Origin of the sequence: Pseudomonas sp. AFG_SD02_1510_Pfu_092, assembly GCF_003331055.1 — a bacterium.
In the GTDB taxonomy this organism is placed as follows: Bacteria; Pseudomonadota; Gammaproteobacteria; order Pseudomonadales; family Pseudomonadaceae; genus Aquipseudomonas.
Window position 1 is genome coordinate 1 of the sequence record NZ_PUQD01000034.1, and the last position, 26,973, is coordinate 26,973.

At 64.9% G+C, this 26,973-nt stretch carries 23 protein-coding genes and 1 pseudogene; 7 read left to right on the forward strand and 17 right to left on the reverse strand.

Annotated elements, in window-relative coordinates:
- Window positions 1-3,201: Ig-like domain-containing protein (locus C6A77_RS15370; RefSeq protein ID WP_241507431.1), on the forward strand; the 3,201-nt coding region annotated here is incomplete at its 5' end.
- 67 nt (window positions 3,202-3,268) lie between these two features.
- Window positions 3,269-4,765, forward strand: coding sequence for a TolC family protein (locus C6A77_RS15375; protein ID WP_114170241.1), 1,497 nt, complete (start codon window positions 3,269-3,271; stop codon window positions 4,763-4,765).
- 51 nt (window positions 4,766-4,816) lie between these two features.
- Here C6A77_RS15375 and ppnN read toward each other — a convergent pair whose 3' ends face one another.
- Together ppnN and C6A77_RS15390 are read right to left on the reverse strand one after the other, a co-directional pair.
- On the reverse strand, window positions 4,817-6,190 hold the full coding sequence (gene ppnN / locus C6A77_RS15380; protein WP_114170242.1) for a nucleotide 5'-monophosphate nucleosidase PpnN: 1,374 nt from the start codon (window positions 6,188-6,190) through the stop codon (window positions 4,817-4,819).
- Between the two features lie 193 nt (window positions 6,191-6,383).
- Window positions 6,384-7,445, reverse strand: coding sequence for a YeiH family protein (locus C6A77_RS15390; RefSeq protein ID WP_114170244.1), 1,062 nt, complete (start codon window positions 7,443-7,445; stop codon window positions 6,384-6,386).
- Between the two features lie 110 nt (window positions 7,446-7,555).
- Between C6A77_RS15390 and C6A77_RS15395 the strand changes: the two genes are divergently transcribed.
- Window positions 7,556-8,443 carry a LysR family transcriptional regulator gene (locus C6A77_RS15395; protein ID WP_114170245.1) on the forward strand — a complete coding sequence of 296 codons (888 nt, stop codon included), beginning with the start codon at window positions 7,556-7,558 and terminating at the stop codon, window positions 8,441-8,443.
- A 114-nt stretch (window positions 8,444-8,557) separates the two neighbouring features.
- Here C6A77_RS15395 and pncB read toward each other — a convergent pair whose 3' ends face one another.
- Together pncB and C6A77_RS15410 are read right to left on the reverse strand one after the other, a co-directional pair.
- A complete protein-coding gene (gene pncB / locus C6A77_RS15405) occupies window positions 8,558-9,757 on the reverse strand; it encodes a nicotinate phosphoribosyltransferase (RefSeq protein ID WP_114170246.1) in 1,200 nt (399 codons plus the stop codon).
- Window positions 9,754-10,404 (reverse strand): isochorismatase family protein, encoded by a 651-nt coding sequence (locus C6A77_RS15410; RefSeq protein ID WP_114170247.1) that lies wholly within the window; start codon window positions 10,402-10,404, stop codon window positions 9,754-9,756. The genes pncB and C6A77_RS15410 overlap by 4 nt, the downstream gene beginning before the upstream one ends.
- A 140-nt stretch (window positions 10,405-10,544) precedes the next feature.
- Between C6A77_RS15410 and C6A77_RS15415 the strand changes: the two genes are divergently transcribed.
- Window positions 10,545-11,249, forward strand: coding sequence for an NUDIX hydrolase (locus C6A77_RS15415; RefSeq protein WP_114170248.1), 705 nt, complete (start codon window positions 10,545-10,547; stop codon window positions 11,247-11,249).
- On the opposite strand, the gene C6A77_RS15420 is transcribed toward C6A77_RS15415, so the two are convergent.
- Both C6A77_RS15420 and C6A77_RS15425 read right to left on the reverse strand, forming a co-directional pair.
- Entirely contained in the window at window positions 11,246-12,673 is a 1,428-nt protein-coding gene (locus C6A77_RS15420) for a cytosine permease (RefSeq protein ID WP_114170249.1), read from the reverse strand. The two genes, C6A77_RS15415 and C6A77_RS15420, sit on opposite strands and share 4 nt — an antisense overlap.
- Window positions 12,674-13,086: 413 nt before the next feature.
- Window positions 13,087-13,539 (reverse strand): Lrp/AsnC family transcriptional regulator, encoded by a 453-nt coding sequence (locus tag C6A77_RS15425; RefSeq protein WP_015270735.1) that lies wholly within the window; start codon window positions 13,537-13,539, stop codon window positions 13,087-13,089.
- 111 nt (window positions 13,540-13,650) lie between these two features.
- On the opposite strand from C6A77_RS15425, the gene C6A77_RS15430 reads away from it, so the two are divergent.
- Together C6A77_RS15430 and C6A77_RS15435 are read left to right on the forward strand one after the other, a co-directional pair.
- On the forward strand, window positions 13,651-14,265 hold the full coding sequence (locus tag C6A77_RS15430) for a LysE family translocator (protein WP_114170250.1): 615 nt from the start codon (window positions 13,651-13,653) through the stop codon (window positions 14,263-14,265).
- A 170-nt stretch (window positions 14,266-14,435) separates the two neighbouring features.
- Window positions 14,436-14,573, forward strand: a pseudogene (locus tag C6A77_RS15435) (LysE family translocator); the annotation flags it as partial.
- Between the two features lie 4 nt (window positions 14,574-14,577).
- Here C6A77_RS15435 and C6A77_RS15440 read toward each other — a convergent pair.
- The 10 genes from C6A77_RS15440 to C6A77_RS15490 form a co-directional block, all read right to left on the reverse strand.
- Window positions 14,578-16,359, reverse strand: coding sequence for an ATP-binding protein (locus C6A77_RS15440; RefSeq protein WP_114170251.1), 1,782 nt, complete (start codon window positions 16,357-16,359; stop codon window positions 14,578-14,580).
- A 184-nt stretch (window positions 16,360-16,543) separates the two neighbouring features.
- Window positions 16,544-17,107 (reverse strand): NUDIX hydrolase, encoded by a 564-nt coding sequence (locus C6A77_RS15445; RefSeq protein WP_114170252.1) that lies wholly within the window; start codon window positions 17,105-17,107, stop codon window positions 16,544-16,546.
- Between the two features lie 21 nt (window positions 17,108-17,128).
- A complete protein-coding gene (locus C6A77_RS15450; RefSeq protein WP_114170253.1) occupies window positions 17,129-17,875 on the reverse strand; it encodes a GntR family transcriptional regulator in 747 nt (248 codons plus the stop codon).
- Window positions 17,876-17,965: 90 nt separating this feature from the next.
- The gene (locus tag C6A77_RS15455) at window positions 17,966-18,355 is read right to left on the reverse strand and encodes a carboxymuconolactone decarboxylase family protein (RefSeq protein ID WP_016499260.1); all 390 of its coding nucleotides are present in this window, start codon (window positions 18,353-18,355) and stop codon (window positions 17,966-17,968) included.
- Window positions 18,356-18,506: 151 nt separating this feature from the next.
- Complete coding sequence (locus tag C6A77_RS15460) at window positions 18,507-18,992, reverse strand: flavin reductase family protein (protein WP_085623599.1); 486 nt, start codon at window positions 18,990-18,992, stop codon at window positions 18,507-18,509.
- Between the two features lie 13 nt (window positions 18,993-19,005).
- On the reverse strand, window positions 19,006-20,487 hold the full coding sequence (locus C6A77_RS15465; protein ID WP_114170254.1) for an aldehyde dehydrogenase: 1,482 nt from the start codon (window positions 20,485-20,487) through the stop codon (window positions 19,006-19,008).
- The gene (locus C6A77_RS15470; protein ID WP_114170255.1) at window positions 20,484-21,317 is read right to left on the reverse strand and encodes an alpha/beta fold hydrolase; all 834 of its coding nucleotides are present in this window, start codon (window positions 21,315-21,317) and stop codon (window positions 20,484-20,486) included. The genes C6A77_RS15465 and C6A77_RS15470 overlap by 4 nt, the downstream gene beginning before the upstream one ends.
- Window positions 21,318-21,385: 68 nt before the next feature.
- Window positions 21,386-21,982 (reverse strand): amino acid synthesis family protein, encoded by a 597-nt coding sequence (locus C6A77_RS15475; RefSeq protein WP_114170256.1) that lies wholly within the window; start codon window positions 21,980-21,982, stop codon window positions 21,386-21,388.
- 323 nt (window positions 21,983-22,305) lie between these two features.
- Window positions 22,306-23,346: an LLM class flavin-dependent oxidoreductase gene (locus C6A77_RS15485; RefSeq protein ID WP_114170257.1), complete on the reverse strand. Its 1,041-nt coding sequence runs from the start codon at window positions 23,344-23,346 to the stop codon at window positions 22,306-22,308.
- A 75-nt stretch (window positions 23,347-23,421) separates the two neighbouring features.
- Window positions 23,422-23,907 (reverse strand): flavin reductase family protein, encoded by a 486-nt coding sequence (locus C6A77_RS15490; RefSeq protein ID WP_114170258.1) that lies wholly within the window; start codon window positions 23,905-23,907, stop codon window positions 23,422-23,424.
- 316 nt (window positions 23,908-24,223) lie between these two features.
- Here C6A77_RS15490 and C6A77_RS15495 point away from each other — a divergent pair, with 316 nt between their 5' ends.
- Window positions 24,224-25,630, forward strand: a complete 1,407-nt coding sequence (locus C6A77_RS15495; RefSeq protein ID WP_114170259.1) for a cytosine permease — start codon at window positions 24,224-24,226, stop codon at window positions 25,628-25,630.
- Window positions 25,631-25,760: 130 nt separating this feature from the next.
- Here C6A77_RS15495 and C6A77_RS15500 read toward each other — a convergent pair whose 3' ends face one another.
- Window positions 25,761-26,963: an NAD(P)/FAD-dependent oxidoreductase gene (locus C6A77_RS15500; RefSeq protein WP_114170260.1), complete on the reverse strand. Its 1,203-nt coding sequence runs from the start codon at window positions 26,961-26,963 to the stop codon at window positions 25,761-25,763.
- Window positions 26,964-26,973: the final 10 nt, after the last annotated feature.

Sequence of the window (26,973 nt, forward strand, 5' to 3'; positions counted from 1 at the left end):
GAGGACGCCAGCAACCTGATCAGCCTGGACAACAGCGGGGTGGTCAATGTCTGGGGCAATGCCGGGGTTGGCAGCACCGCGTCCAACAACTACGCCATCGACACCCAACGCCCGAGCGCCAGCATCGTGGTGGCCGACAGCAACCTGAGCATCGGCCAGACCAGCCTGGTGACCATCAGCTTCAGCGAAGCGGTGGTCGGCTTCACCCTGGCCGACCTGACAGTGGCCAACGGTACCCTCAGCGGGCTGAGCAGTTCGGACGGCGGTATCACCTGGACCGCGACGCTGACCCCGGCCAGCGGTGTCACCGACACCAGCAACCTGATCACCCTGAACGATGGCGGCGTGGCCGACCTGGCGGGCAACGCCAACAGCGGCAGCACCGATTCGAACAACTACGCCATCGACAGCCAGCGCCCGACTGCAACCATCGTGCTGGCCGACAGCGCGCTGCGTGCCGGCGAGACCACCCAGGTCACCATCACCTTCAGCGAAGCGGTGAGCGGCCTCGACCTGGCCGACCTCAGCGTACCGAACGGCACCCTGGCCAACCTTGCCAGCAGCGACGGTGGCATCACCTGGACGGCTACCTTCACCCCGGCCGTGGCCGTGCAGGACACCAGCAACGTCATCAGCCTGAACAACAGCGGCATCGCCGACCTGGCCGGCAACGTCGGCACCGGCATCACCCAGTCGGCCAACTACACAGTCAACACCGTGCTGCCCAGCGCCACCATCGTGGTCGCCGACAGCGCCCTGCGTGCCGGTGAGTCGAGCCTGGTGACCATCACCTTCAGCGAGGCGGTCAGCGGCTTCGACAACAGCGACTTGAGCGTGAGCAACGGCAGCCTGAGCACCGTGAGCAGCAGCGACGGCGGCGTCACCTGGACGGCGACGTTCACCCCGGCGGCGAATGTCGAGGACGCCAGCAACCTGATCAGCCTGGACAACAGCGGGGTGGTCGGCGCCTCCGGCAATGCCGGGGTCGGCAGCACCGCTTCCAACAACTACGCCATCGACACCCAGCGCCCGAGCGCCAGCATCGTGGTGGCCGACAGCAACCTGGGCGCCGGCCAGAGCAGCCTGGTGACCATTACCTTCAACGAGGCGGTAAGCGGGCTGTCGCTGGCGCAGTTGCAGGCCGATAACGGTGTGCTGAGCGGCCTGGCCAGCAGCGATGGTGGCATCACCTGGACCGCCACCCTGACGCCTATCAGCGGCAGCCAGAGCAACGGCAACCGGATCTACCTGGACACCGGCGCGGTTACCGACGCCCAGGGCAACCACGGTGACAGCACGGCACAGTCCAATGCCTATCTGGTCGATACCCGCGCACCGGGCGTGACCAGCGTCGGCGGGCCGCTGGCCGGTGTCACTTACAACGCTGGCGATGCGCTGGTGTTCGTGGTCAATGCCAGTGAAGCCGTGCAGGTCAACGGCGCACCGCGGCTGCTGCTGGACATCGGCGGGCGCGCGGTGTTCGCCGAACTGGTGGCCGGTGCGGGCACCACGACCCTGGTGTTCCAGTACATCGTCCAGGCCGGCGACAACGACAGCGACGGCATCCGCGTGACGGGCCTGGCGGCCAACGGGGCGACGTTGAACGACGCACTGGGCAACGCCATGAACCTCACGCTGAACAATGTGGCCGATATGCAACAGGTACTGGTCGACACCCAGGCACCGGCAGCGCTGGCCATCGTCACCCTCGACCCGACCCCCGGCAACGCGCCGAGCGTGCGCTTCACCGTGACCTTCAGCGAACCCGTCAATGGCGTGGACCTGAGCGACTTCAGCCTGGCCAGCAGCGGTTCGGCCAGCGGTACGCTGAGCGCGCTGCGCCAGCTCGGCGATGGGGTGTACGAAATCACCGTCAGCGGCGTCAGCGGCACCGGCACCTTGGGCCTCGACCTCAAGGCCAGCGGTACCGGCATCACTGACTTTGCCGGCAACCTGCTCAGTGGCGGCCTGGTGGGCGCGGCCTACAGCATCGACCGCGACGCCCCCACGGTAAGCAGTGTCGGCGTGCCCGCCGCAGTGCCCTACAACACCGATGACGTCCTCACCTTCGTGGTCAATACCAGCGAAGCGGTGATCGTCGATGGCGTGCCGCGGCTGGCCCTGGATATCGGCGGGCGTACCGTGTTTGCCGACTTCGTCGCAGGCTCGGCAACCACCACGCTGGTGTTCCAGTACCGCATCCAGGCTGGCGACAACGATGCCGATGGCGTCCAGGTGCTGGGCCTTGCGGCCAATGGCGCGACCCTGCGCGATGCGCTCGGCAACGCCCTGAACCCGGGGCTGCATGCAGTGGGCGACAGCGCCGGGGTGGTGGTCGATACGCGCCTGCCCAGCGTCGAGTCGATCGTGCCGGTGCCGCTGTCGACGCCGGGCAGCCAGGCGTTCACCGTGACCTTCAGCGAAGCGGTCAGCGGCGTCGATCTGGCTGACTTCCAACTGCTCACCACCGGCAACGCCATTGGCACCTTGCAATCGCTGGCGCGCATCGACGGCCGCACCTGGCAGGTCAATGTCGCTGCAGTGGCCGGCAGCGGCACCCTGGCGCTGGCCCTGAAAGGCGAGGGCAGCGGCATCAGCGACCTGGCCGGGAACACCCTGGCAGGCGGCTTCAGCGGCCAGGGCCAGGCCTTGCCATCGAGCGATGGCGACCCGCAGTTCCGTGCCAATCCGCCTGCGCAACCGGGGCTGCCCGGCCCGACTGCCGCGGTGATCGTGCCGCCTGCAGCGCCCTTGCCGGCGTTCCAGTCACCGCTGCTGCCGGCCCCCTTGTTCGAGGTGCCGAGCCCGGGCGGTGGCTTGCCGACCGTGGGCAGTATCTTCATTCACGACGGTGCGCTGGCACCCAGCTACCTGGCCCAGGTATTCCTCAGCCAGCACAGCGCCATCGGCGACGGTTCCGGCGCTGGCTTCCTCGGCTTCGGTGGCGGCGATGCCAATGTGTTCGGCGCCAGCAGCCTGGCCAATATCTTCGACAAGACGCTGCCGGATGACGGCGGCCAGTATGAGCTGACCGGCGGTAAACCGTGGCGCCAGGGCGCCGATGCGGGCGCAGGCAAGGGCTTGTCTGGGGCACCGACCCTCGGCCAGCAACTGCAGGCATTCAAGGACGGCGAACAGCGTCAGGTCAGCAAGCTGGCCCAGGCGTTGGGACAGATCGAGGTAACCACCCCTCAGGCCTGAGCTTCGGCCATGCGGGGTGAACGGAGCAGAACAACAAGCAATTTGCCGTGCCAAGGGGGCGGAAGGGATGAGCAGAGCGTCAAGGATATTTGCGGTAAGCCTGTTGGCATTGGCGGTGACCGGCTGTGCCGTCAAGCCCCAGCCGATCGAGCGTAGCGTCAGCGAGCAGCGGGCCCGGGAGGACCTGGCCAGCATGTTCAAGGGCCAGGAGGCGCTGCAAGGCCCGCTGACGCTGCACCAGGCGATGGCGCGGGCGGTCAAGTACAACCTGGAAGCGCGCCTGAAGGTGATGGAAGAGGCGCTGGCCCAGCGCCAGGTCGACCTGGCCACCTTCGACATGCTGCCGCGCATGGCCGCCTCGGCCGGCTATGCCGGGCGCAGCAACGTCAGCGCGTCCAGCAGCCGCAGCGTGCTGACCAACACCCAGTCGCTGGAACCTTCGACCTCCCAGGACCGCGACCGTGACGTGGCCGACCTGACCATGGTCTGGAACGTGCTGGACTTCGGCGTCAGCTATGTCAGCGCCAAGCAGCAGGGCGACCAGCGGCTGATCGTGCAGGAACGCCGACGCAAGGTGGTGCAGACCATCATCCAGGATGTGCGTTCGGCCTACTGGCGGGCCGTGGCGGCCGAGCGCCTGCTCAAGCAGATCGACGCGCTGATGGCGCGGGTCGAGCAGGCCCGCGACAACAGCCAGCGCCTGGGCGAGCAGCGTATCGGTGACCCGATCCAGGCGCTGAACTACCAGCGCTCGCTGATCGAGGCCACCCGGCAACTGGAGGAGCAGCGCCGCGCCTTGTCGCTGGCCAAGACCGAGCTGGGCGCGCTGATCAACCTGGCGCCGGGCACGCAACTGACCCTGGCGGAAAACGCCGACTACAGCGTGCCAGAGCTGAACGTGAGCCTGGGCAGCCTGGAGCAGCAGGCCCTGGCCTCGCGCCCGGAACTGCGCGAGCAGGACTACCAGGCGCGCATCAGCGCCGCCGAAGTGCGCAAATCGATGCTGCGCATGTTGCCGGGGCTGGAGTTCTCCGCAGGTGGCCATTACGACAGCAACAGCTTCCTGACCAACCAGCACTGGGCCGACTATGGCGTGAAGATCACCTGGAACCTGTTCAACGTGCTGTCGGGCCCGGCCTCCATCGATGTCGCCAAGGCAGGCGAGCAGGTAGTCGAGGCCCGTCGCCAGGCGATGTCGATGGCCATCCTCGCCCAGCTGTACGTGGCCAATGCCAATTACAGCGAGGCCCGCCGGCAGTTCGCCACCAGCCAGCAACTGGTCTCGCTCGACCAGCAGATCGTCGAGCAGCTGCGCAACCGCCACCAGGCCGAAGGCATTGGCGAGCTGGAGCTGATCCAGGGCGAGCTGAACGCCTTGCAGGCCGACTTGCGCCGGGACCTGGCCTATGCCGAGCTGCGCAACAGCTATGGCCAGCTGTTCGCCAGTGCCGGGCTGGACCCGTTGCCGGCGACCTTGCCGTCCGGCGAGCTTGCCGACATCGCCCAGGCACTGAGCAACAGCGAAGCGCGCTGGCAGCAAGGCGATATCACGCCGGGGTCCTGAGCAAGATCGACAGCGCCTGCCGGCGGTGGGGCTGCTAGCCGTGCACCAGGGTCAGGTCACCACCTGGTAGCACGGTACATACGCCGCGCCGCCAGGCAGCTTCATCCGATGCTGGTCGACGAACGCCTGCAACAGCCGGCCCAGTGGGTCCAGCACGGCGCTGTCGCCACGGATCTGATACGGCCCGTGTTCTTCGATCAGGCGGATGCCTTTGTCCTTGACGTTACCGGCGACGATGCCGGAGAAGGCCCGGCGCAGGTTGGCGGCAAGTTCATGCGGCGGCAGGTCGCGGCGCAGGTCCAGGTCGGCCATGGCCTGGTGGGTCGGGTCGAACGGGCGCTGGAAACTCTCTTCGATCTTCAACAGCCAGTTGAAGTGGAACGCATCGTTGCGTTCGCGGCGGAACTGCTTGACCGCCTTGAGCCCCTCGACCATGTGCCGGGCAACTTCCGCCGGGTCGTCGATGATGATTTCGTACAAGCGGTGCGCCGCTTCGCCCAGGGTGGCACCGACGAAGGCGTGCAACTGTTGCAGGTACGGCTCGGCACTGCGCGGGCCGGTGAGCACCACCGGGAACGGCAGCGCCTGGTTGTCCGGGTGCATGAGGATACCCAGCAGGTAGAGGAATTCCTCCGCCGTACCGGCACCGCCCGGGAAGATGATGATGCCGTGGCCGACACGCACGAAGGCTTCCAGGCGCTTCTCGATGTCCGGCAGGATCACCAGTTCGTTGACGATCGGGTTGGGCGCTTCGGCGGCGATGATGCCCGGCTCGGTCAGGCCCAGGTAACGGCTGCCGTGCATGCGCTGCTTGGCGTGGGCGATGGTGGCGCCCTTCATCGGGCCTTTCATCACGCCCGGGCCGCAGCCGGTGCACACATCCAGCTTGCGCAGCCCCAGTTCGTGGCCGACCTTCTTGGTGTATTGGTATTCCTCGCTGCTGATCGAGTGGCCACCCCAGCACACCACCATCTTCGGCTCGACGCCGGGGCGCAGCGTGCGGGCGTTGCGCAGCAGGTGGAAGACGTAGTCGGTGATGCCCTGGGAGCTTTCCAGGTCGATGCGCTGGCTGGCCAGCTCGCTTTCGGTATAGACGATGTCGCGCAGGGCGCTGAACAGCATTTCACGGGTGCTGGCGATCATTTCGCCATCTACGAAGGCATCGGCCGGTGCATTCAGCAGCTCCAGGCGCACGCCACGGTCCTGCTGATGGATCCGTACCTCGAAGTCCTGATAGGCCTCGAGGATGGTCTTGGCATTGTCGACATGGGCGCCGGTGTTGAGGATGGCCAGGGCGCACTGGCGGAACAGGGTGTAGAGGCTACCGGTACCGACTTCACTCAGTTGCTGCACTTCACGTTGTGACAGCGTCTCCAGGCTGCCTTTGGGGCTGACGGATGCATTGATGACATGGCGTTGAGGCATCTAAGTCTTTCCTGTGCGGGTAAAACATCCTTCTTTGACAACACCATACCGAGAAATGTGGACGGCAACGAGGGGGCTGCTGAAAAAGCTTGGGACTTGGTTGGCTCCTTCGCGGGTAAACCCGCTCCCACAGGGACCGCGCGGAACCCTGTGGGAGCGGGTTTACCCGCGAAGAAGCCAGCTCGGTCCAGGCTCAACCCAACAGCTTCTGCACGCCAAGGGTAATTGCCAGGCCACCCCCGACCAACCACAGGTTCAGGATCGCCCCGGTGGCCAGCGCCCGCGGCCCGGCCTGACGAATCTGGCTGAAGCGCGTTTCCATCCCCAGCGCGGTCATGGCCATGGTCAGGGCAAAGGTGTCCAGGCTGTTGACCGCCTGCGTCACGCTGGCGGGCAGCACCTGCAGTGAATTCACCAGCACCAGGGCGAGGAAACCGAAGGCGAACCAGGGCATCGCTATGCGCCCGTTGCCTTGGCCCTGGCCAGGCTGGCGCAGGCGACTGATGCACAAGCAGACGATCAGCAGCACCGGTACCAGCAGCATCACCCGGGTCATCTTGACGATGGTGGCGATATGCGTGGCTTCGGCACTGACGTTGCTGGCCGCACCGACCACCTGGGCCACCTCGTGCAAGGTGCCGCCAAGGAACAGCCCGGCGCCCAGGGTGTCCAGGTGCAACCAGCCGGCATTGATCGCCAGCGGGTAAAGCAGCATCGACAGGGTGCCGAACAGCACCACGCTACCGACCGCCATGGCACTTTTATGCGGGGCGCTGCGCAGTGCCGATTCGAAGGCCAGCACGGCAGCGGCACCGCAAATGGCACTGCCGGCAGCGGTGAGCAGGGCGGTATCGCGGTCCAGCTTCAGCAGCTTCATGCCGCACCACAGGCCGATCAGCAGGGTGCTGGTCACCACCAGCAGTGACACCATCAGCCCCGACCAGCCGACTTCGGCAATTTCCTGCAGGCTTACCCGCAGGCCGAAGAAGGCTACGGCGATGCGCAGCAGGCCGCGTGCGGAAAAGTTGATACCGGCTGCCCAGCTCGCCGGTACGCCGTGACGCAGCGCGTTGCCATACAGCGCACCGGCAACGATGCCGACGATCAACGGGCTGATACCCAGGCTGGCGATGACGGGCAGGGCGGCCAGCTGGGTGACCGCTAGCGCGAACAGCGCGACGAACAGGATGCCGTTGAGCCGCCCTCGGGTGGAGAGGGTAGGTGCAAAGGCAGGGTTGGACGGGGCCGTGGCCATGTGAGTCCTCCGGAAAGTGTTTCGACACGGCCTACGTTAATCTGGTTATAAGCTTATAAAAAATCGTAATTCAGAATGGCAAATATCCGTATTGCTGATATTTTCACCGTATGACCCCAGAACAGCTGATAACCTTCGCAACCGTTGCCGAGCACGGCAACATCAGCCATGCAGCCCAGGCCCTGCACCTGTCGCAGCCAGCGGTGTCTGGCCAGCTCAAGCTGCTGCAGGAGGCCTTTGGCGAGCCGCTTTATCAACGCGCCGGGCGCGGCGTGCGGCTGACGGCGGCGGGCGAGCAGTTGCTGGCCCATGCCGAGCGCCTGCGCGAAACCTTCCGCCAGGCTCAGGCGCTGCGCGAGGCCATGCGCGGGCTTGAGCGCGGCACCTTGCGCATCGGCGCCAGCACCACCCCGGCCAGCTACCTGCTGCCGTACCTGATCGCCGATTTCCAGGCGCGCTACCCGGACGTACTGGTGACCACTGCCAATGGCAACACGGCAGAAATCGTCGCTGCGCTGGACAGCGTCGATATTGCCCTGATCGAAGGCCCGCCCGGCCAGGAGCTGCCGTTGGGCACGGCGGTGACGGCGTGGCGGCAGGACGAGATCGTGGCCATCGTGCCGCGTGGGCATCCGTTGGCTGGCAGCGAGCAACAGACCCTGGCATCGCTGGGGGCCTACCCGTTGGTGCTGCGCGAGAGCGGCTCGGGTGTGCGGCAGATCGTCGAGCGGGCGTTTGCCCGCAGCGGCGTGGCGATGCGCGTGGCGCTGGAAATTGCCGGCGTGGAAGGGGTGAAGGAGGCGGTGCGGGCGGGGATGGGGATCGGCTTTGTCTCGGCGATGTCGATCCGCCATGAGGATGGCGCGTTGCGCCGCGTACAGGTGGCGCCGCAGGCGCTGGTGCGGCGGTTTTCCATACTGATGCCGCATGCGGCCACGCCGTCGCGGGCGGCGGCGCGGTTTCTTGAGTTGTGTGTGGGCCTGCAAGAGCTGAGCTGACTGCACCGGCCTCTTCGCGGGTAAACCCGCTCCCACAGTGAACATACAGAATTCAAGGGTTGTGCAATTCCTGTGGGAGCGGGTTTACCCGCGAAGAGGCCGCTACAGGTGCCCTCAGTTCACCCGAAAGACATGCTTCAGATAGGCCACGAAATTCTCGTCCCGGCACTGGGTCTTGCCCGGGCTGTCGGAAATCTTCGCCACCGGCGCCCCATTGCAGGCGGTCATCTTGATCACGATGTTCATCGGCTCCACCCCCGGGATATCGCAGGTCAGCCGCGTACCGATGCCAAAGCTCACATTGATCCGTTCATGCAGTGCCCGGTACAGGGCCAACGCCTTGGCAAAATCCAGCCCGTCGGAAAAGATCAGCGTCTTGCTCTTCGGGTCGATGCCCAGCCGTTCATAGTGGGCAATGGCCTTTTCCGCCCATTGCAGCGGGTCGCCGGAATCGTGCCGCAGGCCATCGAACAGCTTGGCGAAGTACAGGTCGAAATCACCCAGGAACGCGTCCATGGTGATGCAGTCGGTCAAGGCGATGCCCAGCAGCCCGCGGTATTCGCGTACCCAGCACTCCAGCGCGGCAGCCTGGCTGTCGACCAGTCGCGGGCCGAGCTGCTGATGGGCCATGAACCATTCGTGGGCCATGGTGCCGATGGGTTTGAGCTGGTATTCACGGGCCAGGTGCACGTTGCTGGTGCCGACGAAACGGCCGGGGAAGTCACGCTTGAGAATGTGCACCACCTCTTCCTGCACGCGGTAGGAGAAGCGCCGCCGGGTGCCGAAGTCGGCCAGCTGGAAACCGGCCAGTTCATCGCTGCCGGCCTCGGCCTTGAGCCAGTCGAGGTTCTGGTACAGGCGCTCGCGGACCTGCTCGATCACCACTTCGCGGTAGCGGTAGCGGTTGCGCACTTCGCTGATGATCGCCAGCAGCGGGATTTCGTAGAGGATCACATGCAGCCATGGCCCGCGCACGCGGATCGCCAGTTGCCCGGCGTCGTCCAGGCCGACCTGCACGTAACGTAGGTTGAAGCGGAACAGGCTGAGAAAACGGATGAAGTCCGGTTTGATGAACGGGATCTTCTCCAGGTAGGCGAGCTGGTCGTGGGTGACGCTGACATCGGCCAGCTGCTCGACCTGGTAGCGGATTTCTGCCAGGTAAGGGGCGAGGTTCTCGCCGTTGCGGCAGCGGAACTCCCACTCCACCTCGGCGTTGGGGTAGTTGTGCAGCACTGCCTGCATCATGGTGATCTTGTAGAAATCGGTGTCCAGCAGGTTCTGGATGATGCGTGGGCCGAAAACACTGTCGCTCATGGGCGGTCTTCCTTGATCAGGGCAAGCTGGTGGTCGAGCGCGGCTTCGTCGCCGCATAGCATCACGCCATCGGCGGCCAAGGCGCCACACGCCTCGATCGCGCCGGCCTGGGTGAGGGCGCGGCAGGCCGGCAGGTACAGCAGCACCTGGAAGCCGGCCTGGCGCAGCTGGCGGGCGGTGGTCCTGACGCAGTAATCCAGGGCCAGGCCGCCGACGATCACGGCGCCCACCTGCTGCACCTTGAGGTACTCGATCACCCCGGTGGAACGGCGTTCGGCCAGGTCGTGGTAACAGGCGCCGTAGGGGTGCAGGTCGGGCTCGACGCCCTTCCACACGAAGTAGTCGTAATCGATGGGGGCGGGCAGGCCGGGCAGCAGCTCGAAGCCCGGGGTGCCGGGCACGCAGTGGCTGACCCAGGTCAGGTCGGCGTTGGCCAGCTGCAGCGGCCGCAGCATGTGCGCGGGGTCGGTGACCACCCAGGCGGCGTTGGCCGGGTGGGCATCCTTGCTGCCCAGGCGCAGGTCGGCGCGCAACGCCATGGCATTCAGATCGGCCGCGATTTCGTCGCCTTGCGGAACGGGCAGTTCTGCGGGGGCGTGGGCAGTGAAGCCTTTCTGCGCGTCGACATCGAAACTGGCGATCTTCATGGTGGTTCTCCTCGCTGGAATGGCTATATATTCCACCTGGTGAAATAAGTATGTCAATAGCTTTGCTCAGATGATTTCAGGCTTGTCTTACTTAAACTGCTCTGGTGGAATATAGCGGCGTCAAAGTACGGAGCCACCTTGTGAGTACCAGCGAAGTCCTGGCCAGTGTCGATATCGTCGCCTTGCGCATGGCCGCCGAACCCCAGCAACTGCAAGTGCTGCTGCACCGACGTCAGCGCGAACCGCATGCCGGCCAGTGGGCCTTGCCTGGGGTGATCGTCAACGGCCGAACCCCCGACATCAGCCTGGAAGGCGCCGCCGAGCGGGCGTTGCGCGAGAAAGCCCGGGTGGTGCCGTGCTACATGGAACAGGTGGGCACCGAGGGCAATGCCTTCCGCGACCCGCGTGGCTGGTCGCTCAGCACCTACTACCTGGCCTTGCTCGGCCCGGAGCAGCACGTGGCGGGCGATCAGCTGGCGTTTTTCGACTTGGGCAGTGTATTGGCGCGCAAGGTGCTGCTGCCATTCGACCACAATTTGCTGGTCGAGCGCGCCCGCGAGCGATTGGCGGCGAAGACGGTGTACAGCAGCCTGCCGCTTTCCCTGCTGGCCGAGAAATTCACCGTGCTCGATGCGCTGGGGGCGGTGCAGGCGTGCCTGGGGCAGGCGGTCAACAACACCTCGCTGCGCAAGCGCCTGGAGCGCTTGCGCGAGCTGGGCTGGGTAAAGGACACCGGGGAGAAGAACCAGCCCAGGCTGGGTCGGCCGCAGCAGTTGTACCGCTATACGCCGCAGGCCGAGCGGGCATTCACGTTCGATCGCAACCTGTTGCCCGAAGGGGCTTAGCAGCCCGAACCGGCTGGCTTCAGCGCCACCTTGGCACTCATCTGCCGGCGGCGGTAGGCACTGTCACGGCTGGCCAGCCACCAATACAGCGGCGAAGTCACCGCCAGGCCCACCAGCCACGACAGGTCGGCCCCGTTGATATGCGCGGAAACCGGCCCGACGTACAGCGGCGTGTTCATGAACGGGATCTGCACCGCGATGCCGACGGCATAGGCGATCAGCGCCTGCGGGTTGTAACGGCCGTAGATGCCGCCATCGACCTGGAAGATCGACTGGATGTCGTAATCCCCCTTGTGGATGGCATAGAAGTCGATCAGGTTGATCGCCGTCCACGGTACCAGCACCACCAGCAGCACCAGCACCATGTCGACGAAGTGGCCGATGAAGTCGGCCGAGGCGCATACCGCCACCACGCAGCAGGCGGTCAGTACCAGCAGTGACAGCACGGCACGGCTCCTGGCGGTGGGGATCCAGCGGTGGGCGAAGGTTTGCACCAGGGTGATGATCGACAGCACCGCACCATACAGGTTGAGAGCGTTGTGGCTGATCACGCTGAGCAGGAACAGCACCAGCATGATCGGCCCGAGGCTGCCGGTGGCCAGTTTGACCGCGTCCATGGTGTCCATGCCCGCCGGAATCGCCAGCACGGCCACCGCACCGAAGATGAACGACAGGCTCGAACCCAGCGCCGAGCCCAGGTAGGTGGTCCAGAATGTCGAACTGACCTTCACATCAGCCGGCAGGTAGCGCGAGTAATCCGACACATAGGGCGCAAAGGCGATCTGCCACAGCGCCGCCAGCGACACGGTGGCCAGCCAGCCGGCCAGGTTGAAGCCGCCGCGGGTGAGGAAGTCGTCGCTTTGCACATGGCTGAAGATGTAGCCGAAGCCGACCACGATGCCGATACCCAGCACCCAGGTGCCGATGCGGTTGAGCACATGGATGAAGCGGTAGCCGATGATGCCGATGATGCCCGAGCCCAGCGCACCGATGACGATACCCACCGGTACCGGCACGGCGTCGACCACGCCGTGCAGCGACTTGCCGGCGAGCACGATGTTGGAGGCGAAGAAGCCGATGTACATGACCCCGGCGATCACCACCACCAGCAGCGCACCGAGCGAGCCGAACTGGGCGCGGCTCTGGATCATCTGCGGAATGCCCATTTGCGGGCCCTGGGCCGAGTGCAGCGCCATCAGCACGCCACCCAGCAGGTGGCCGATCAGGATCGCGACCACGCCCCACACCAGGTTCAGGTGGAACAGCTGCACGCCCAGCGCGCCGGTGACGATGGGCAGCGGTGCGATGTTGCCGCCGAACCACAGTGTGAACAGGTCCCTTACCTTTCCATGGCGGTCTTGCGGCGGCACATAGCCGATCGTGTGTTTTTCTATGAGGGGTGCCGAATTGGCTGCACTGGTCATGACTGACTCCAAGGCAAGGCTGGGCATCGGAAACGGCCCGGGGGCGTGCCGGCGAAGGGCGACGCGTTCTTGTTGGAGCGATGATGCGGGGCGCGGGGATAACGGGAAATTAGTAAATATGTGCCTACAAACCTTAAAAAACCTAAGGCTGACAAGAGGTTGAACGGGGGAAAGTAGCAAGTAGGGTGCCACGGGGCGGGAGGGCTTGGTCTAGAGGGGTTTGGGCATTAGGCAGGCGAGAAGCGGTGTGCTTTGGCGGTGCGCCGTGCGCGTTTGCAGGGCAGATGGAAAGCTGCCTGTGCCGGCGCTTTCGCGGGTGAACCCGCTCCCACAGGTACTGTGCATGACTTCAAATCTATGCGGTCGACGTGGGAGCGGGTTCACCCGCGAAAGGGCCGGTACAGGCAGCAACGCTACATCGGTAACAAGCGGTCCTGGATCACTTCCTTCATCACCAAGGTCGAACTCAGGCGCTTCACATTGGGAATGCTGGTCAGCTGTTCGTCATACAGCTTCTGAAACGCCGGCAGGTCCTTGGCTACAACATGCAGCAGGTAGTCCGGGTCGCCAAACAGCCGCTGCGCCTCGACGATCTGCGGGATTTCGGCCAGCGCCGCTTCAAAGTCCGCCACCGGCTGACGGGTGACTTCGCGCAAGGTCACGAATACCAGCGCGGCGAAGTTCAGCCCGAGGGCGCTCGGTGCCAGGCGTGCGTGGTAGCCAAGGATCGCCCCGGATTCCTCCAGTGCCTTCAGGCGCCGATGGCAGGGCGACAGGCTGAGCCCGACGCGGTCGGCCAGCTCGGTCACCGACAGCCGCCCATCTTTTTGCAGCTCGGCAAGGATTTTGCGATCGGTCCTGTCCATCGAGAAGAATCTTCCAGTAAATGAAGGTTGATGGGAAATATACGAAAGAAAATGCCTGGGCGGAATCCGTAATCTTTCACCATCCTCAAGCAGTGGAAAAGGAAGATTCAAGTGGCTCTCAGTGTTCTGACGGCGTTCTGGGCCGTGTCGTTGCTGTTCGTGATTACCCCCGGCGCGGACTGGGCCTACGCGATTTCCGCCGGCATGCGCGGGCGCTGGGTGATGCCCGCAGTGGCGGGGATGCTGTCGGGGCATTTTCTTGCCACCCTGGTGGTGGCGGCCGGGGTCGGCAGCCTGCTGGCAGGTCATCCGCTGGCACTGACCTTGCTGACCCTGGCGGGCTGCACGTACCTGTTGTGGCTGGGCGGCAACCTGTTGCTGCGCCCGGCATTGCCTTCGGCCGGGCAGCAGGGGGCGGAGGAAACAGGGTCGCGCTGGGCGTTGAAGGGGTTTTGCGTCAGCGGCCTGAACCCGAAAGTGTTCCTGCTGTTCCTGGCCCTGTTGCCGCAGTTCACCGACCCGCAGTCGAGCTGGCCGGTGCCGTTGCAGATCCTGCTGCTGGGCCTTGTGCACCTGTGCAGCTCGCTGGTGATCTATTCGCTGGTCGGCTATGGCGCCAAAGCCGTGCTGAGCACCCGGCCGGGGGCGGCGAAGCTGGTCGGGCGCGTGTCGGGGGTGGCAATGATCACCGTGGCCCTGGGGTTGCTAGCGGGGCAACTGGGTTGAGTTCACCGCCCCCAGGACCTGCACACAACCGGTGGCAGCGGGCGTGCCCGCGAAGAGGGCGGTACAGACGATAAACAACGCTTCGGATAAACTCGCGCGACACCCAGCACAACCAGGATGTGCCGCCATGCCCGATACCACGCAACTGCTTGCCTTTGCCTTGATCTGCCTCGGTGATCGCGATCATGGCCGGGTCGATAGCGGTGTTTCTCGCCGGTCGCCCGCTCTGGCAGCAAGTGCAACGCTGGCTGATGGGCACGGTGCTGGCGGGCCTGGCCGTGCGCATGCTGGCTGAAGGGCGGCGCTGACCGCCTAGGCCTCAGGCGGCGGTTCCTGGGGCAAGTACAAGGTGAACGTGGTGCCCTGGCCCGGGACACTGTCGACCTGTACATCGCCCCCGGACTGCTTGGCAAAACCGAACACCTGCGACAGCCCGAGCCCGGTGCCTTCACCCGGCGCCTTGGTGGTGAAGAACGGGTCGAAGATACGCTCCAGCAATTCGGCGGCGATGCCGACGCCGCTGTCGCTCACCGAAATCGCGGCGAACGGGCCCGGTTGCGCTGGCTGGCCACGCAGCGCGGGCAGGCACTGATCGGCTTGCAGGCGCAGCTGCAAGGTGCCTTCGCCGGCCATGGCATCGCGGCCATTGAGCATCAGGTTGATGACTGCGGTTTCCAGCTGGTTGGGGTCGGCGCGGATATGGCAAGGCGCCTGCGGTAACTGCAGTTGCACCTGGATGCGTGAGCCCGTGGCGGTATCGAGCATGTCGGTCATCGCCTCCAGCCGTGGCCCGGCCTCGAATACTTGCGGGCTCAAGGCCTGGCGGCGGGCGAAAGCCAGCAGCTGGCCGGTCAGCCTGGAACCACGATCGACGGTGTCGGACATGGTCTTGAGGTAACGTTCGCGGCGGTTCTCGTCGAGGCTGGGACGCTGCAGAAAGTGCAGCGACGAGCGGATGATGGTCAGCAGGTTGTTGAAATCGTGGGCCACGCCGCCGGTCAGCAGGCCGATGGCTTCGAGTTTCTGGGTTTGGCGCAGCACGGCCTCGGTGTGCAGCAACTGGCTGGTGCGTTCGTCAACGCGCTGTTCGAGGGTGGCATTCAGCGCTTCCAGCGCCGCCACGGCCTGGCGCACTTCGGCATGGGCCTGCAGACGCTGGATATGCGCCCAGCTGCGCTCGGTGACTTCGCTGATCAAGGCCTGCTCATAATGGCTCCAGGTCCGCGCTGCCTTGTCGTGGATGGCCATCAGCGCGGTCAGCCGGCCGCCTTTGATCAGCGGCATGCAAATGGTCGCGGTGATGCCGATGGCCTGGAAGGTCGCCGCTTCCTCGGGGGCCAGCTCGCTCAGGTTGTCGTTGATCACCAGGGCCTGGCCGTTGCGCAGGCGGCTGAGCGCGAGCTTGCCGAAATCGCGTAGCTGGTATTGGCCTACCAGGCGCGGCGAGCCGGGCATCACGGCGTCGCCGCAGATGGTGAAGCCGTCTTCATCGGGCTCCATCACGGCGTAGGCGCAGCTCGACAGGTGCAGGTGCTCGACCAGCATGCGCGTGGTAGTGGCAAGAGTCTGGTCCGGGTCGGTGGCGTCGGCCACGGCCCGCCCGAGGTCGTCGAGAAACTTCAGGCGCTGGTTGGCAAGCACGCTGGCGGTGGTTTCGGTGACCGTGTCGAGCATGCCCAGCACCGTGCCGTCATGGTCGCGGATGGGGCTGTAGCAGAAGGTGAAATAGGCCCGCTCCGGGCTGCCGTTGCGGTTGATGACGAGCGGGAAGTCTTCGATGTACACCGCCTCGCCAGCCAGGGCGCGGTCGGCCATGTTGCCGATGTCGGCCCAGGCTTCGTGCCACACATCGCGAAAGGGCACGCCCAGGGCCGAGGGTTTTTGCCCGAGGATCTGCGCAAAGGCATCGTTGTGCAGGGTGAGCAGCTCGCGGCCCCAGAGCACGGCTTGCGGAAAGCGCGAAGCCAGGCACAGGGCCAGGCTGGTTTTCAGTGCGGCGGGCCACCGCTGCAGCGGGCCCAAGGGGGTAGCGGCCCAATCGTGATTGCGGATGCGCTCGGCCATCCGCCCGCCACCGTCTAGCCATTTTGCCATGTGCGCTGCCGGTCCTTTTGCATAGGGCGTTCAGGGTGCATGCAGAATAGACGCTTGGCGAGACATTTTTGCTGGTTGGTGCCGGCCTCTTCGCGGGTAAACCCGCTCCCACAGGTACAGCACAAGGTTCAAGGCGGTGCGTTCTCTGTGGGAGCGGGTTTACCCGCGAAGAGGCCGGCCCAGGCTAGCGAATGAAGTGCACCTTGCCAGTGTCGTCATTGCCCATGTAAATGCCGTAAACCCCGGCCTGCCTTTCGAGCATGTAGCGCTCGAGAATCTGCCGGATGGCCGGGTAGTAGATTTCGTCCCAGGGGATCTCGCCCGGCTCGAAGAACTTGTACGCCAGCGTTTCTGCGCCGTACTGCCCGGTTTCCTCGGTGGCGATGGCACGGAAGATGATGTACACCTCGCTGATCTTCGGCACGCTGAAGATCGAATAGGGCGAGACGATTTCGGCGCGTACGCCGCTTTCTTCCCAGACCTCGCGCAATGCCGCCTGCTCGGTGGTCTCGCCGGCCTCCATGAACCCGGCCGGCAAGGTCCAGGTACCGGGGCGCGGCGGGATGGCGCGTTGGCACAGCAGGTACTTGCCATCGCGCTCGATGATGCAGCCGGCGATGATCTTCGGGTTGATGTAGTGGATGTAGCCGCAGCCGCCGCAGTGCAGGCGTTCGTGGGTGTCGCCTGTAGGAACGCCCCGGGCCAGTTCCGTGGTGCAGTGCGGGCAGTAGCGCGGGGCGTTGGGCATGATCGGCGGCCTGTGCGGGGGTTAGATGCGGGGGTCCTTCAGGGCCAGGGGCTCGACCATGTCGCGCACCTTGGGGTTGTCATCCTGCTTCTGGCGCAGGTAGTCCAGGGCCACCTTGGCGGCGGCGCGAACGTGGTCGACCGAGGCCTGGTGGGCGACCAGCGGATCACCGCTCTTGATCGCCTCGACGATCTTTTCCATTTCGCGGTTGCTGGCGCCGCGGCGGTTCTCCTGCGACACCGAGGTGGCGCGCAGGTAGCTGATGCGCGCCTGCAACTGGCGCAGCTGCTGGGCCGCGACCTGGTTGCCGGAGCCTTCCAGCAGCACATCGTAGAAGCCTTGTACCGAATCCAGTACCTGTTGCAGCTCGCCTTCTTCAAGGGCTTCGCGGTTGACCTCCAGCGCGCGTTCCAGGGCACGGATGTCCTTGGCCTTGGCGTTGAGGGTGAACAGCTGCACGATCAGGCCTTCGAGCACGCAGCGGAGCTCGTAGATGTCGCGGGCGTCTTCCAGGGTGATGATGGCCACGCGCGGGCCCTTGGCGTCGGCGAACTCCACCAGGCCTTCGGATTCCAGGTGGCGCAGGGCTTCGCGCACCGAGGTGCGGCTGACCCCGAGGCGGTCGCAGAGGTCGCGCTCGACCAGGCGGTCGCCTGGCAGCAGGTGGAAGTTCATGATCGCGGCGCGCAGCTTGTCGAGCACGATTTCGCGCAGGGTAACGGGGTTGCGGTTGACCTTGAAGCTGTCGTCGAGTGGCTGGCGTTTCATCAGGTGCGCTCTGAAAGAGGCTGCGCGGCCGCAACCGCAATGGCACCACGAACCTCGGGTGCTCCTTGCGTGGGTTCGAACAGCCCGCTGTTAACGGGTTGACTCCGCATCGGCTTCAGCGAACGCTTCGCGGGCCAGACGGAAACTGTCCACCGCCGCGGGCACGCCGCAATAAATGCCGACCTGGAGCAGGATCTCGCGAATCTGTTCACGGCTCAGGCCATTACGCAAGGCGCCGCGAATGTGCAACTTGAGCTCGTGGGGCCGGTTGAGCGCGGAAATCATGGCCAAGTTTATCATGCTGCGCTCTTTGAGCGACAAGCCTTCACGGCCCCAGACATGGCCCCAGCAGTATTCGGTGACCAGTTCCTGCAGCGGCTTTGTGAACTCGTCGGCGTTCTGGATCGAGCGGTTGACGTAGTCCTCGCCCAGCACCTGGGTACGGATCTGCAGGCCTTTTTCGTACTTTTCATTGCTCATGTGCAGTACTCCGGATTTAAACAGGGTCATTTGCGTTGGCTTCTTCGCGGGTGAACCCGCTCCCACAGGTACTGCACAGGTTTCAGCATCTGTGCGATCCCTGTGGGAGCGGGTTTACCCGCGAAGAGGCCAACGCCGAGCTCAAGTTCCATCAGCCCAGGGGCGGCAGGGCGCCCAGCTTGCCCTTGTGGTACACCATCGGCGTTACCGGCTCGGCCGGCAGTACCAGGTTCTTCACCGCGCCGACGATGATCGCGTGGTCGCCACCGTCGTACTCGCGCCACAGTTCGCACTCGATGATCGCCGTGGCCTTGGCCAGCAGCGGGTTGCCCAGTTCGCTCAGGTGCCAGTCGATGCCACGGGCCTTGTCCTTGCCCTTGCCGGCGAAGGCATAGGCCTCGGCAGTCTGGTCGGCAGACAGCAGGTGGATCGCGAACTGCTTGCTATCACGCAGGATCGGGTAAGTGTCGGAGGCGTAGTTGGGGCAGAACAGCACCAGCGCCGGGTCGATCGACAGCGCGCTGAAGGCACTGGCGGTGATGCCGACGATGCCGCCGTCGGCGTCCAGGGTGGTGACCACCGTGACGCCGGACGGGAAGGAGCCCATCACGTCTTTGTAGATGCCGGGTTCGATCATCTCGTGCTACCTCTCAACGCATCACAAACGGGTCGGGCATCGGCGCGGTGGACAGGTTGATCCACACGGTCTTCAGCTCGGTATAGGCCAGCACCGAATCGATGCCGCTCTCACGGCCGTAGCCGCTGTTCTTGAACCCGCCGATCGGCGCCATGGCCGAGACCGCGCGGTAGGTGTTGACCCAGATGATCCCCGAACGCACATCGCGCGCCAGGCGGTGGGCGCGGCCCAGGTCGCGGGTCCAGATGCCGGCGGCGAGGCCGAATTGCGAGTCGTTGGCGATGGCCAGCGCTTCTTCCTCGGTCTTGAAGCGGATGACCGCAGCGACCGGGCCGAACACCTCTTCCTGCATGATGGTCATCGAATTGCTGTCGCACTCGAACAGGGTCGGCTCGTAGAACCAGCCGTCACCCTCGACCTGCGCGCGTTTGCCACCCATGTGCAGCTTGGCGCCTTCGGCCTTGGCCGCCGCCACCAGGCCTTCGACCACGGCCAGTTGCTGGGCGGTGGCCATCGGCCCCATTTCGCTGGCGTCGTCCTGCGGGTTGCCGATGCGGATGCGCTTGGCGCGTTCGATCAGGCGTGCGACGAACACATCGAAGATCTCGTCCTGCACCAGCAGGCGCGAGCCGGCCACGCAGCTTTGCCCGGAGGCGGCATAGATACCGGCCACGGCGCCGTTGATGGCGCTGTCCAGGTCGGCGTCGGCGAAGATGATGTTCGGTGACTTGCCACCCAGCTCCAGCGACAGCTTGGCGAAGTTCTCGGCACTGCTGCGCACCACGTGGCGGGCGGTGGCGGCACCGCCGGTGAAGGCGATCTTGCGCACCAGCGGGTGGCGGGTCAGCGCCGCGCCGGTGCTGGGGCCGTAGCCGGTGACCACGTTGACCACACCGGCCGGGAAGCCGGCCTCGAGGGCCAGGCGGGCCAGTTCGAGGATGGTCGCCGAGGCGTGCTCGGACGGTTTGAGGACGATGGTATTGCCGGCGGCCAGGGCCGGCGCCAGCTTGATCGCGGTGAGGTACAACGGGCTGTTCCAGGGGATGATCCCGGCCACCACGCCGATCGGCTCGTGCACGGTGTAGGCGAACAGGTCGGGCTTGTCCAGCGGCAGGGTGCCGCCTTCGAGCTTGTCGGCCAGGCCTGCGGTGTAGTGGAAGAACTCGGGCAGGTAGCCGACCTGGCCGCGGGTTTCGCGGATCAGCTTGCCGTTGTCACGGCTTTCCAGCTGGGCCAGGTGTTCCTTGTGCTCGGCGATCAGATCACCCAGGCGCCGCAGCAGCTTGCCCCGCGCGGTGGCGGTGATGCTGCGCCATGCCTTGCTGTCGAAGGCGCGCTGGGCGGCCTGCACGGCCAGTTCGACATCGGCCTCGTCGGCGTCGGGCAATTGCGCCCAGGCCTGGGCGGTGGCCGGGTCGAGGCTGTCGAAGGTCTTGCCGCTCTGGGCATCGCGCCATTGGCCGTCGATGCACATCTGGAAACGAACGAGGGTCATGCAACAATCCCCTTGGCGGATTCGGTGAGGGTGCGGGCTTGCGCAAGGAAGTCCAGCAGCATCTTGTTGACTTCGCGCGGTGCTTCTACCGGCATCATATGCCGTTGCTCGGCGAGGACCACGCTTCGTGCGCCCGGGATGCAGGCAGCAAGCTGGCGGGTCATGGCCGGGGTGGAGCCGGAGTCGAGTTCGCCGGTGGCGATCAGCGTCGGCACCTGGATGCTGCCCAGGTCGCCGGCGCGGTACATGTCCTGCGTGGCGAACAGCGAATAGGTGGTGTGGTAGCCCTGCGGGTCGTTGCTTGCCAGCACCTGGCGAATGGCGGCGACCTGCGCCGGGTTGGCGGCCTTGTATTCACGGCTGAACCAGCGGTCGAGCGCGGCGTCGACGTTGGCGTCGGGGCCCAGTTGCGCTGCCTGGGCGGCACGGCCGATGACCCCGGCACGTTGCTCGGGGGTGCGGTTGAACACGCTGTTGAGCACCACCAGTGCCGCCAGGCGCTGCGGGTAGGCGAGGGCGAACGCCCGGGCGACCAGGCCGCCCATGGAAAAACCGATCACGCTGGCTTGCGCGATCTGCAGGTGGTCGAGCAGTTCGGCCAGCTGGGCGGCATAGCCTTCCAGGCCGATGTCGGCGGCCGGCAACGCGCTCTGGCCGTGGCCGAGCATGTCGTAGGTGATGACGCGGTAGTCGTTGGCCAGGCCAACGATCTGACCGCCCCACATTTCCTTGTTCAGGCCCACGCCGTGGATCAGTACCACGGGTTGGCCCTGGCCGACGGCCAGGTAGCTGGTACCGGCGGGGGTACGTTCAGCGACAGGCTGAATCATGGAGGGCGCTCCTTGAAGGTCGGGCGCGGCGGGTAAGCACGCCACGCCCCGGCCCGTCTTGGTTGTTGTTATTGAGCGCTGGCTTTTTCGGCAGCCAGTTCTTCCAGGTCGATGTAGCGGTTGCCGATGCGCGGGTGCAGGCGGCCGCCGTCCGAGGCGCCCAGGACCACGACGATTTCGTCGGCGCGCGGGGCATCTTCGATCTGCATTTCCAGGGTGATGTAGTGCGAACGCAGGCCTTCGTCGTCCTTCTGCATCATCGGAATCTGGATCGAGGTGCCCGGGCCGCCGCGCTTGTTGGTGAAGCTCAGGTAGCTCTTGGCCTGTACCGCTTCGCGGTAGTGGTTGCCGAAGCGCAGGGTGTGGATCACCGCCGAGGCGTGCTCGATTTCACCGTCGGCACCGACCACTGCGGCCTTACCGTAGGCTTCGATCCGGTCGGCACCGCCGATGGCGGCAGTCAGGCGCTCGACCATCAGCGCACCCAGCTCCGAGCAGTTGGCGCGGATTTCCGGCTTCAGATCTTCAACGAAACCGCGACCGGCCCATGGGTTCTTGATCACCACGGCCAGGCCGACCATGGTCACCGGCTTGTCGGTGGCCTTGCCGCCTTCGATGCGGGTCTCTTCGGAGTAGGTGACGATCTTGCGGATTTCGAAACTCATGGATGGCTCCTGGTGAGGGTTATCAGCTCTTGTTGTCTGATGGTATACCATAATATTTGTTGCGCAAGAGGTGGCTGGAAATTTCTCTTGCGGGGGGACGAAAGGCGCTGTGTACCGGGGTTTCTGTGGTGTTCTGTACTGGCCTCTTCGCGGGTGAACCCGCTCCCACAGAGCCCTCACAGACTTCAAGCCTTGCGCTGTACCTGTGGGAGCGGGTTCACCCGCGAACAGGCCAGTACAGGCTTCAAAAAAAGCCCGCTCACGCAGGCCACATGGGCCCACGAGAGCGGGCTGTGTCCCGCAATGATTCAGGCAAAGGGAATTCAGGCGAACGCCGGCACCACTTCCTTGATGAACAGTTCGAGCGACTTCTTCTTCTCGGCATGCGGCAGGCTGTTGTCGCACCAGAAGCTGAATTCGTCGACGCCCAGTTCCTGGTAGTACCTGATGCGCGCGATGATTTCTTCCGGGGTGCCGATCATGGTGTTCTTGCGGATGTTCTCCAGCTCGAACGCCGGTACCTCGGCGAACTTGGCTTCCGGGCTGGGCTCAAGGAAGCCGTTGACCGGCGTGGTCTTGTTGCCGAACCAGGCATCGAAGGTGCGGTAGAAGCGCGAAATGGCTTGCGCGCCGACCTTCCAGCCGTCCGGCTCGGCCGGGCTGTGCACGTGGGTGTGGCGCAATACCATCAGTTGCGGGCGTGGCACACCCGGGTTGTTGTCCAGGGCAGCCTGGAACTTGTTCTTCAGGTCCAGCACTTCTTCGTCGCCCTTCATCAGCGGGGTGACCATGACGTTGCAGCCGTTGGCCACGGCGAAGTTGTGCGAGTCCGGGTCGCGTGCGGCAATCCACATGGGCGGCGTGGCATTGAACGGCTTCGGTACGCTGGTGGAGGTGGGGAACTTGTACACCTCGCCGTCATGGGCGTAGTCGCCTTGCCACAGCTTGCGCACCACCGGCACCATCTCGCGCAGCGCCTTGCCGCCGTCGGTGGCCGGCATGCCGCCTGCCATGCGGTCGAACTCGAACTGATAGGCGCCGCGGGCCAGGCCGACTTCCATGCGGCCGTTGCTGATGACATCGAGCAGGGCGCATTCACCCGCCACGCGGATCGGGTTCCAGAACGGCGCGATGATGGTACCGGCGCCCAGGCGGATGCGCTCGGTGCGCGCGGCCAGGTAGGCCAGCAACGGCATCGGGCTTGGCGAGATGGTGTATTCCATGGCGTGGTGTTCGCCGATCCATACGGTGCTGAAACCGCCGTGCTCGGCCATCAGGGTCAGTTCGGTCAGGTCTTCGAACAACTGGCGGTGGCTGACCTGTTCATCCCAACGTTCCATGTGCACGAACAACGAAAATTTCATGGGGCTTTCCTCAACGCTTGAAAGGGGCTGGCGCCGGGCAGGGCGGGCGCCAGTTGTCTCGATTCAGAACAGGCTTCAGGCAAAGGCCGGCAGGCTGGCCATCTTGCCGCGGCAGTACACCATCGGTCGTGGCGCTTCGGCAGGGACGATCAGGTTGTGTACCTTGCCGACCATGATGGCGTGGTCGCCACCTTCATATTCACGCCACAGTTCGCACTCGATTACCGCCGTGGCGCCGGCCAGGATCGGGTTGCCCAGTTCGCTCAGGGTCCACTCGATGCCGCTGGCCTTGTCCTTGCCCTTTCTGGCGAACGCGTAGGCTTCGGCCTGCTGTTCACCGGACAGCAGGTGAATGGCGAAGCGCTTCTGCCGGATCAGCACCGGGTAGGAGTCGGATGTGTAGTTGGGGCAGAACAGCACCAGCGGTGGGTCCATCGACAGGGAGGAAAAGGCGCTGGCGGTCAGGCCGACGACCGAACCGTCATCGTCCAGGGTGGTAATGACGGTAACGCCGGACGGGAAGGAGCCGAGGACGTTCTTGTAGACGGTTGCGTCGATCATCTCGTGTACCTCTGAAGGGCTGCGGTGGTCCGCGGTTTTTATCGTTGATGTGTCTGATGGTATACCGTAATACCTATTTTGCAAGCGGAATTTTCAACCCAGGTGCTTCACGATGAACGGCGCTAGGCCACGTAAACCGTGGTGTTGAGCGCTGAGTCGGTTTGTCGCAGGGCTTTTCCGAGCGGATCAGTGGCGGTTTTTTCCAGCGGATCAGTGTTGTCAAAAGTTTGGAATACCATAATATGGTCCGCAGCTGAGAGGCCGCCCAGATGCGGTTTCCTTACAACGATAAAAACGACCTTTCGAGCTGAAAACCATGTCCCAACCGTCGTCGCAACACCCGTTTGTCGAGAATCACACGGTCGATTACGTTCCACCTGCCGAGCGCCACGGGAAGGCGCGCGACCTGTTCACCCTCTGGTTCAGTACCAACATTGCGCCACTGCCGATCGTCACCGGTGCGATGGTGGTCCAGGTGTTCCACCTGAACCTGTTGTGGGGGCTGATCGCCATCGTCCTGGGCCACCTGCTCGGTGGCGTGGTCATCGCCCTGGCCTCTGCGCAGGGACCGCAGCTGGGCATTCCGCAGATGGTGCAAAGCCGTGGCCAGTTCGGTCGCTACGGCGCCTTGCTGATCGTGTTCTTCACTGCGCTGATTTATGTCGGCTTCTTCATTTCCAATATCGTGCTGGCGGGCAAGACCATCCATGGCATCAGCCCGAGCGTGCCGATGCCCGGGGCGATCGTGATCGGTGCCCTGAGCGCCACGGCCATCGGCGTGATCGGCTACCGCTTCATCCACGTGCTCAACCGCATCGGTACCTGGGTGATGGGCTCGGCATTGCTCGCCGGTTTCATCATGATGTTCGCCCAGGAGCTGCCGGCCGACTTCTTCAGCCGGGGTGCATTCAACCTGTCGGGCTTCATCGCCACTGTGTCGCTGGGCACCATCTGGCAGATCAGCTTCTCGCCGTACACCTCTGACTACTCGCGTTACCTGCCGCGTGAAGTGGGTATCGCCAAGCCGTTCTGGGCCACCTATTTCGGCGCTACCCTGGGTACCATTCTGTGCTTCAGCTTTGGTGCGGTGGCGGTGCTGTGCGTGCCGGACGGCACCGATGCCATGGATGCCGTCAAACAGGCCACTGGCTGGCTGGGGCCGATCCTGATGGTGCTGTTCCTGCTCAACATCATCAGCCACAACGCCCTCAACCTGTATGGCGCGGTGCTGTCGATCGTCACGGCGATCCAGACCTTCGTCGCCGAATGGACGCCGAGCATCAAGGTGCGGGTGGGGCTGGCTGCGGTGATTCTGCTGGGCTGCGCCATGGTGGCGCTGAACGCCTCGGCGGATTTCATCGGCCAGTTCATCGGCCTGATCCTGGCGCTGCTGCTGGTGCTGGTGCCGTGGGCCTCGATCAACCTGATCGACTTCTACCTGATCAAGAAGGGCCAGTACGACATCGCCTCGATCTTCCGTGGCGACGGCGGCATCTATGGCCGCTTCAACCACCACGCGATCATCGCCTATGCCTGCGGCATTCTGGTGCAGCTGCCGTTTGCCAATACGGCGCTGTATGTGGGGCCGTATTCGAACATTGTCGAAGGGGCTGACTTGTCGTGGTTGTTCGGCCTGCTGGTGACGGTGCCGCTGTACTACTGCCTGGCGACTCGCGGCAAGGCTGCGGCGATGGCGGGGCGGGTGGTGAGTGTCAACGACTGATAGGCGTTGAAGGGGGCCGCTTGGCGGCCCTTCGCGGGCGCGCCCGCTCCCACAGGCAGCGTGCACTCGCCAGTGCAATGCAGTCCCTGTGGGAGCGGGCATGCCCGCGAAGGGCCGCCAACCGTTTACCTCAGGCGATGGCGATCGACGGGTCGGCAGCGGCCAGGGCCAGGGCGCGGTCCGCCGCTGGCGGATAGATCCACACCGAGTTGATCTGGCGCTTGAGGTCTTTGCCTTCCTGACCTTGCAGCTTCAGTTCGCGCTGCCATCCCTCGCTGTACGCCGCGCCCCATTCGCCCAGGTCCAGGCAGGTGACGTACTTGGGTTGGCGATACACCATCGCAGGCACGCCGAGCAGGTCGGCGGCGACATTGTGGCCACAATAGCGGCCCATGGGGATGGCGTGCTGGCAGGTCATCAGGGCATGGTTGCCCAGCTCGTCGACTGCCGCCCAGGCAGTGTCGCCCGTGGCGTAGACATGCTCCTGGCCGAGCACCTTCAGGTAGCTGTCCACTCTCAGGCGGCCAAAATGGTCGCGTTCGCCAGAGACCTGAGCGGTCAACGGGCTGGCCTTGACGCCCACGGTCCAGATCACCGTGTTGCTGGCGATGCGCTCACCGTTGTCCAGGGTGACACCAGCGGCATCGACGGCCACCACCGAGGTGCCGGTCAGCCATTGCACACCGGCCTGTTCACAGGCCGCCACGATCGACGGCGTGATGCCCGCACCCAGCGCTGCGCCCACCTCGGCGCCACGGTCGACCACCAGCACCCGTACCGCGCTGCCTGCTCCAAGGATCGCGCGCAGCCGTGCCGGCATTTCGGTGGCGGTCTCGATCCCGGTGAAACCGCCGCCACACACCACCACCGTATCGCGTGCCGGTGAAGCGGGCAGGGCGGCCAGGCCGTGCAGATGCTGTTCCAGGCGCATGGCCGATTCCAGCTGGTCGACATCGAACGCATGTTCAGCCAGGCCAGGCACTGCCGGGCGCGCGACCTGGCTGCCGGCGGCGAGGATCAGGCGGTCGTAGTCGAGCTGTTGCCGCTGCCCCTGGGCGTTGGTGTAGCTGACGCTGCGCGCTGCGGTGTCGATGGTGTCGGCGTTGCCGGGGATGAAGTGAATGCCCACGGCTTCGAACAGCTCGCCCAGCGGCGCCTTCATGCCATGTACATCGGCCTCGTAGAGGCGCGGGCGGATGCGCAGCTCGGGCTGCGGGGCGAGCACGCTGACGCTGATGTCGGTGCGTTGAGCCTGGTCGAGCAGGCGCGCGGCGCTCAGGGCGCTCCAGACACCGGCAAAGCCGGCACCGATGATGAGGATGTTGGATTTCATGAAGGTGCTC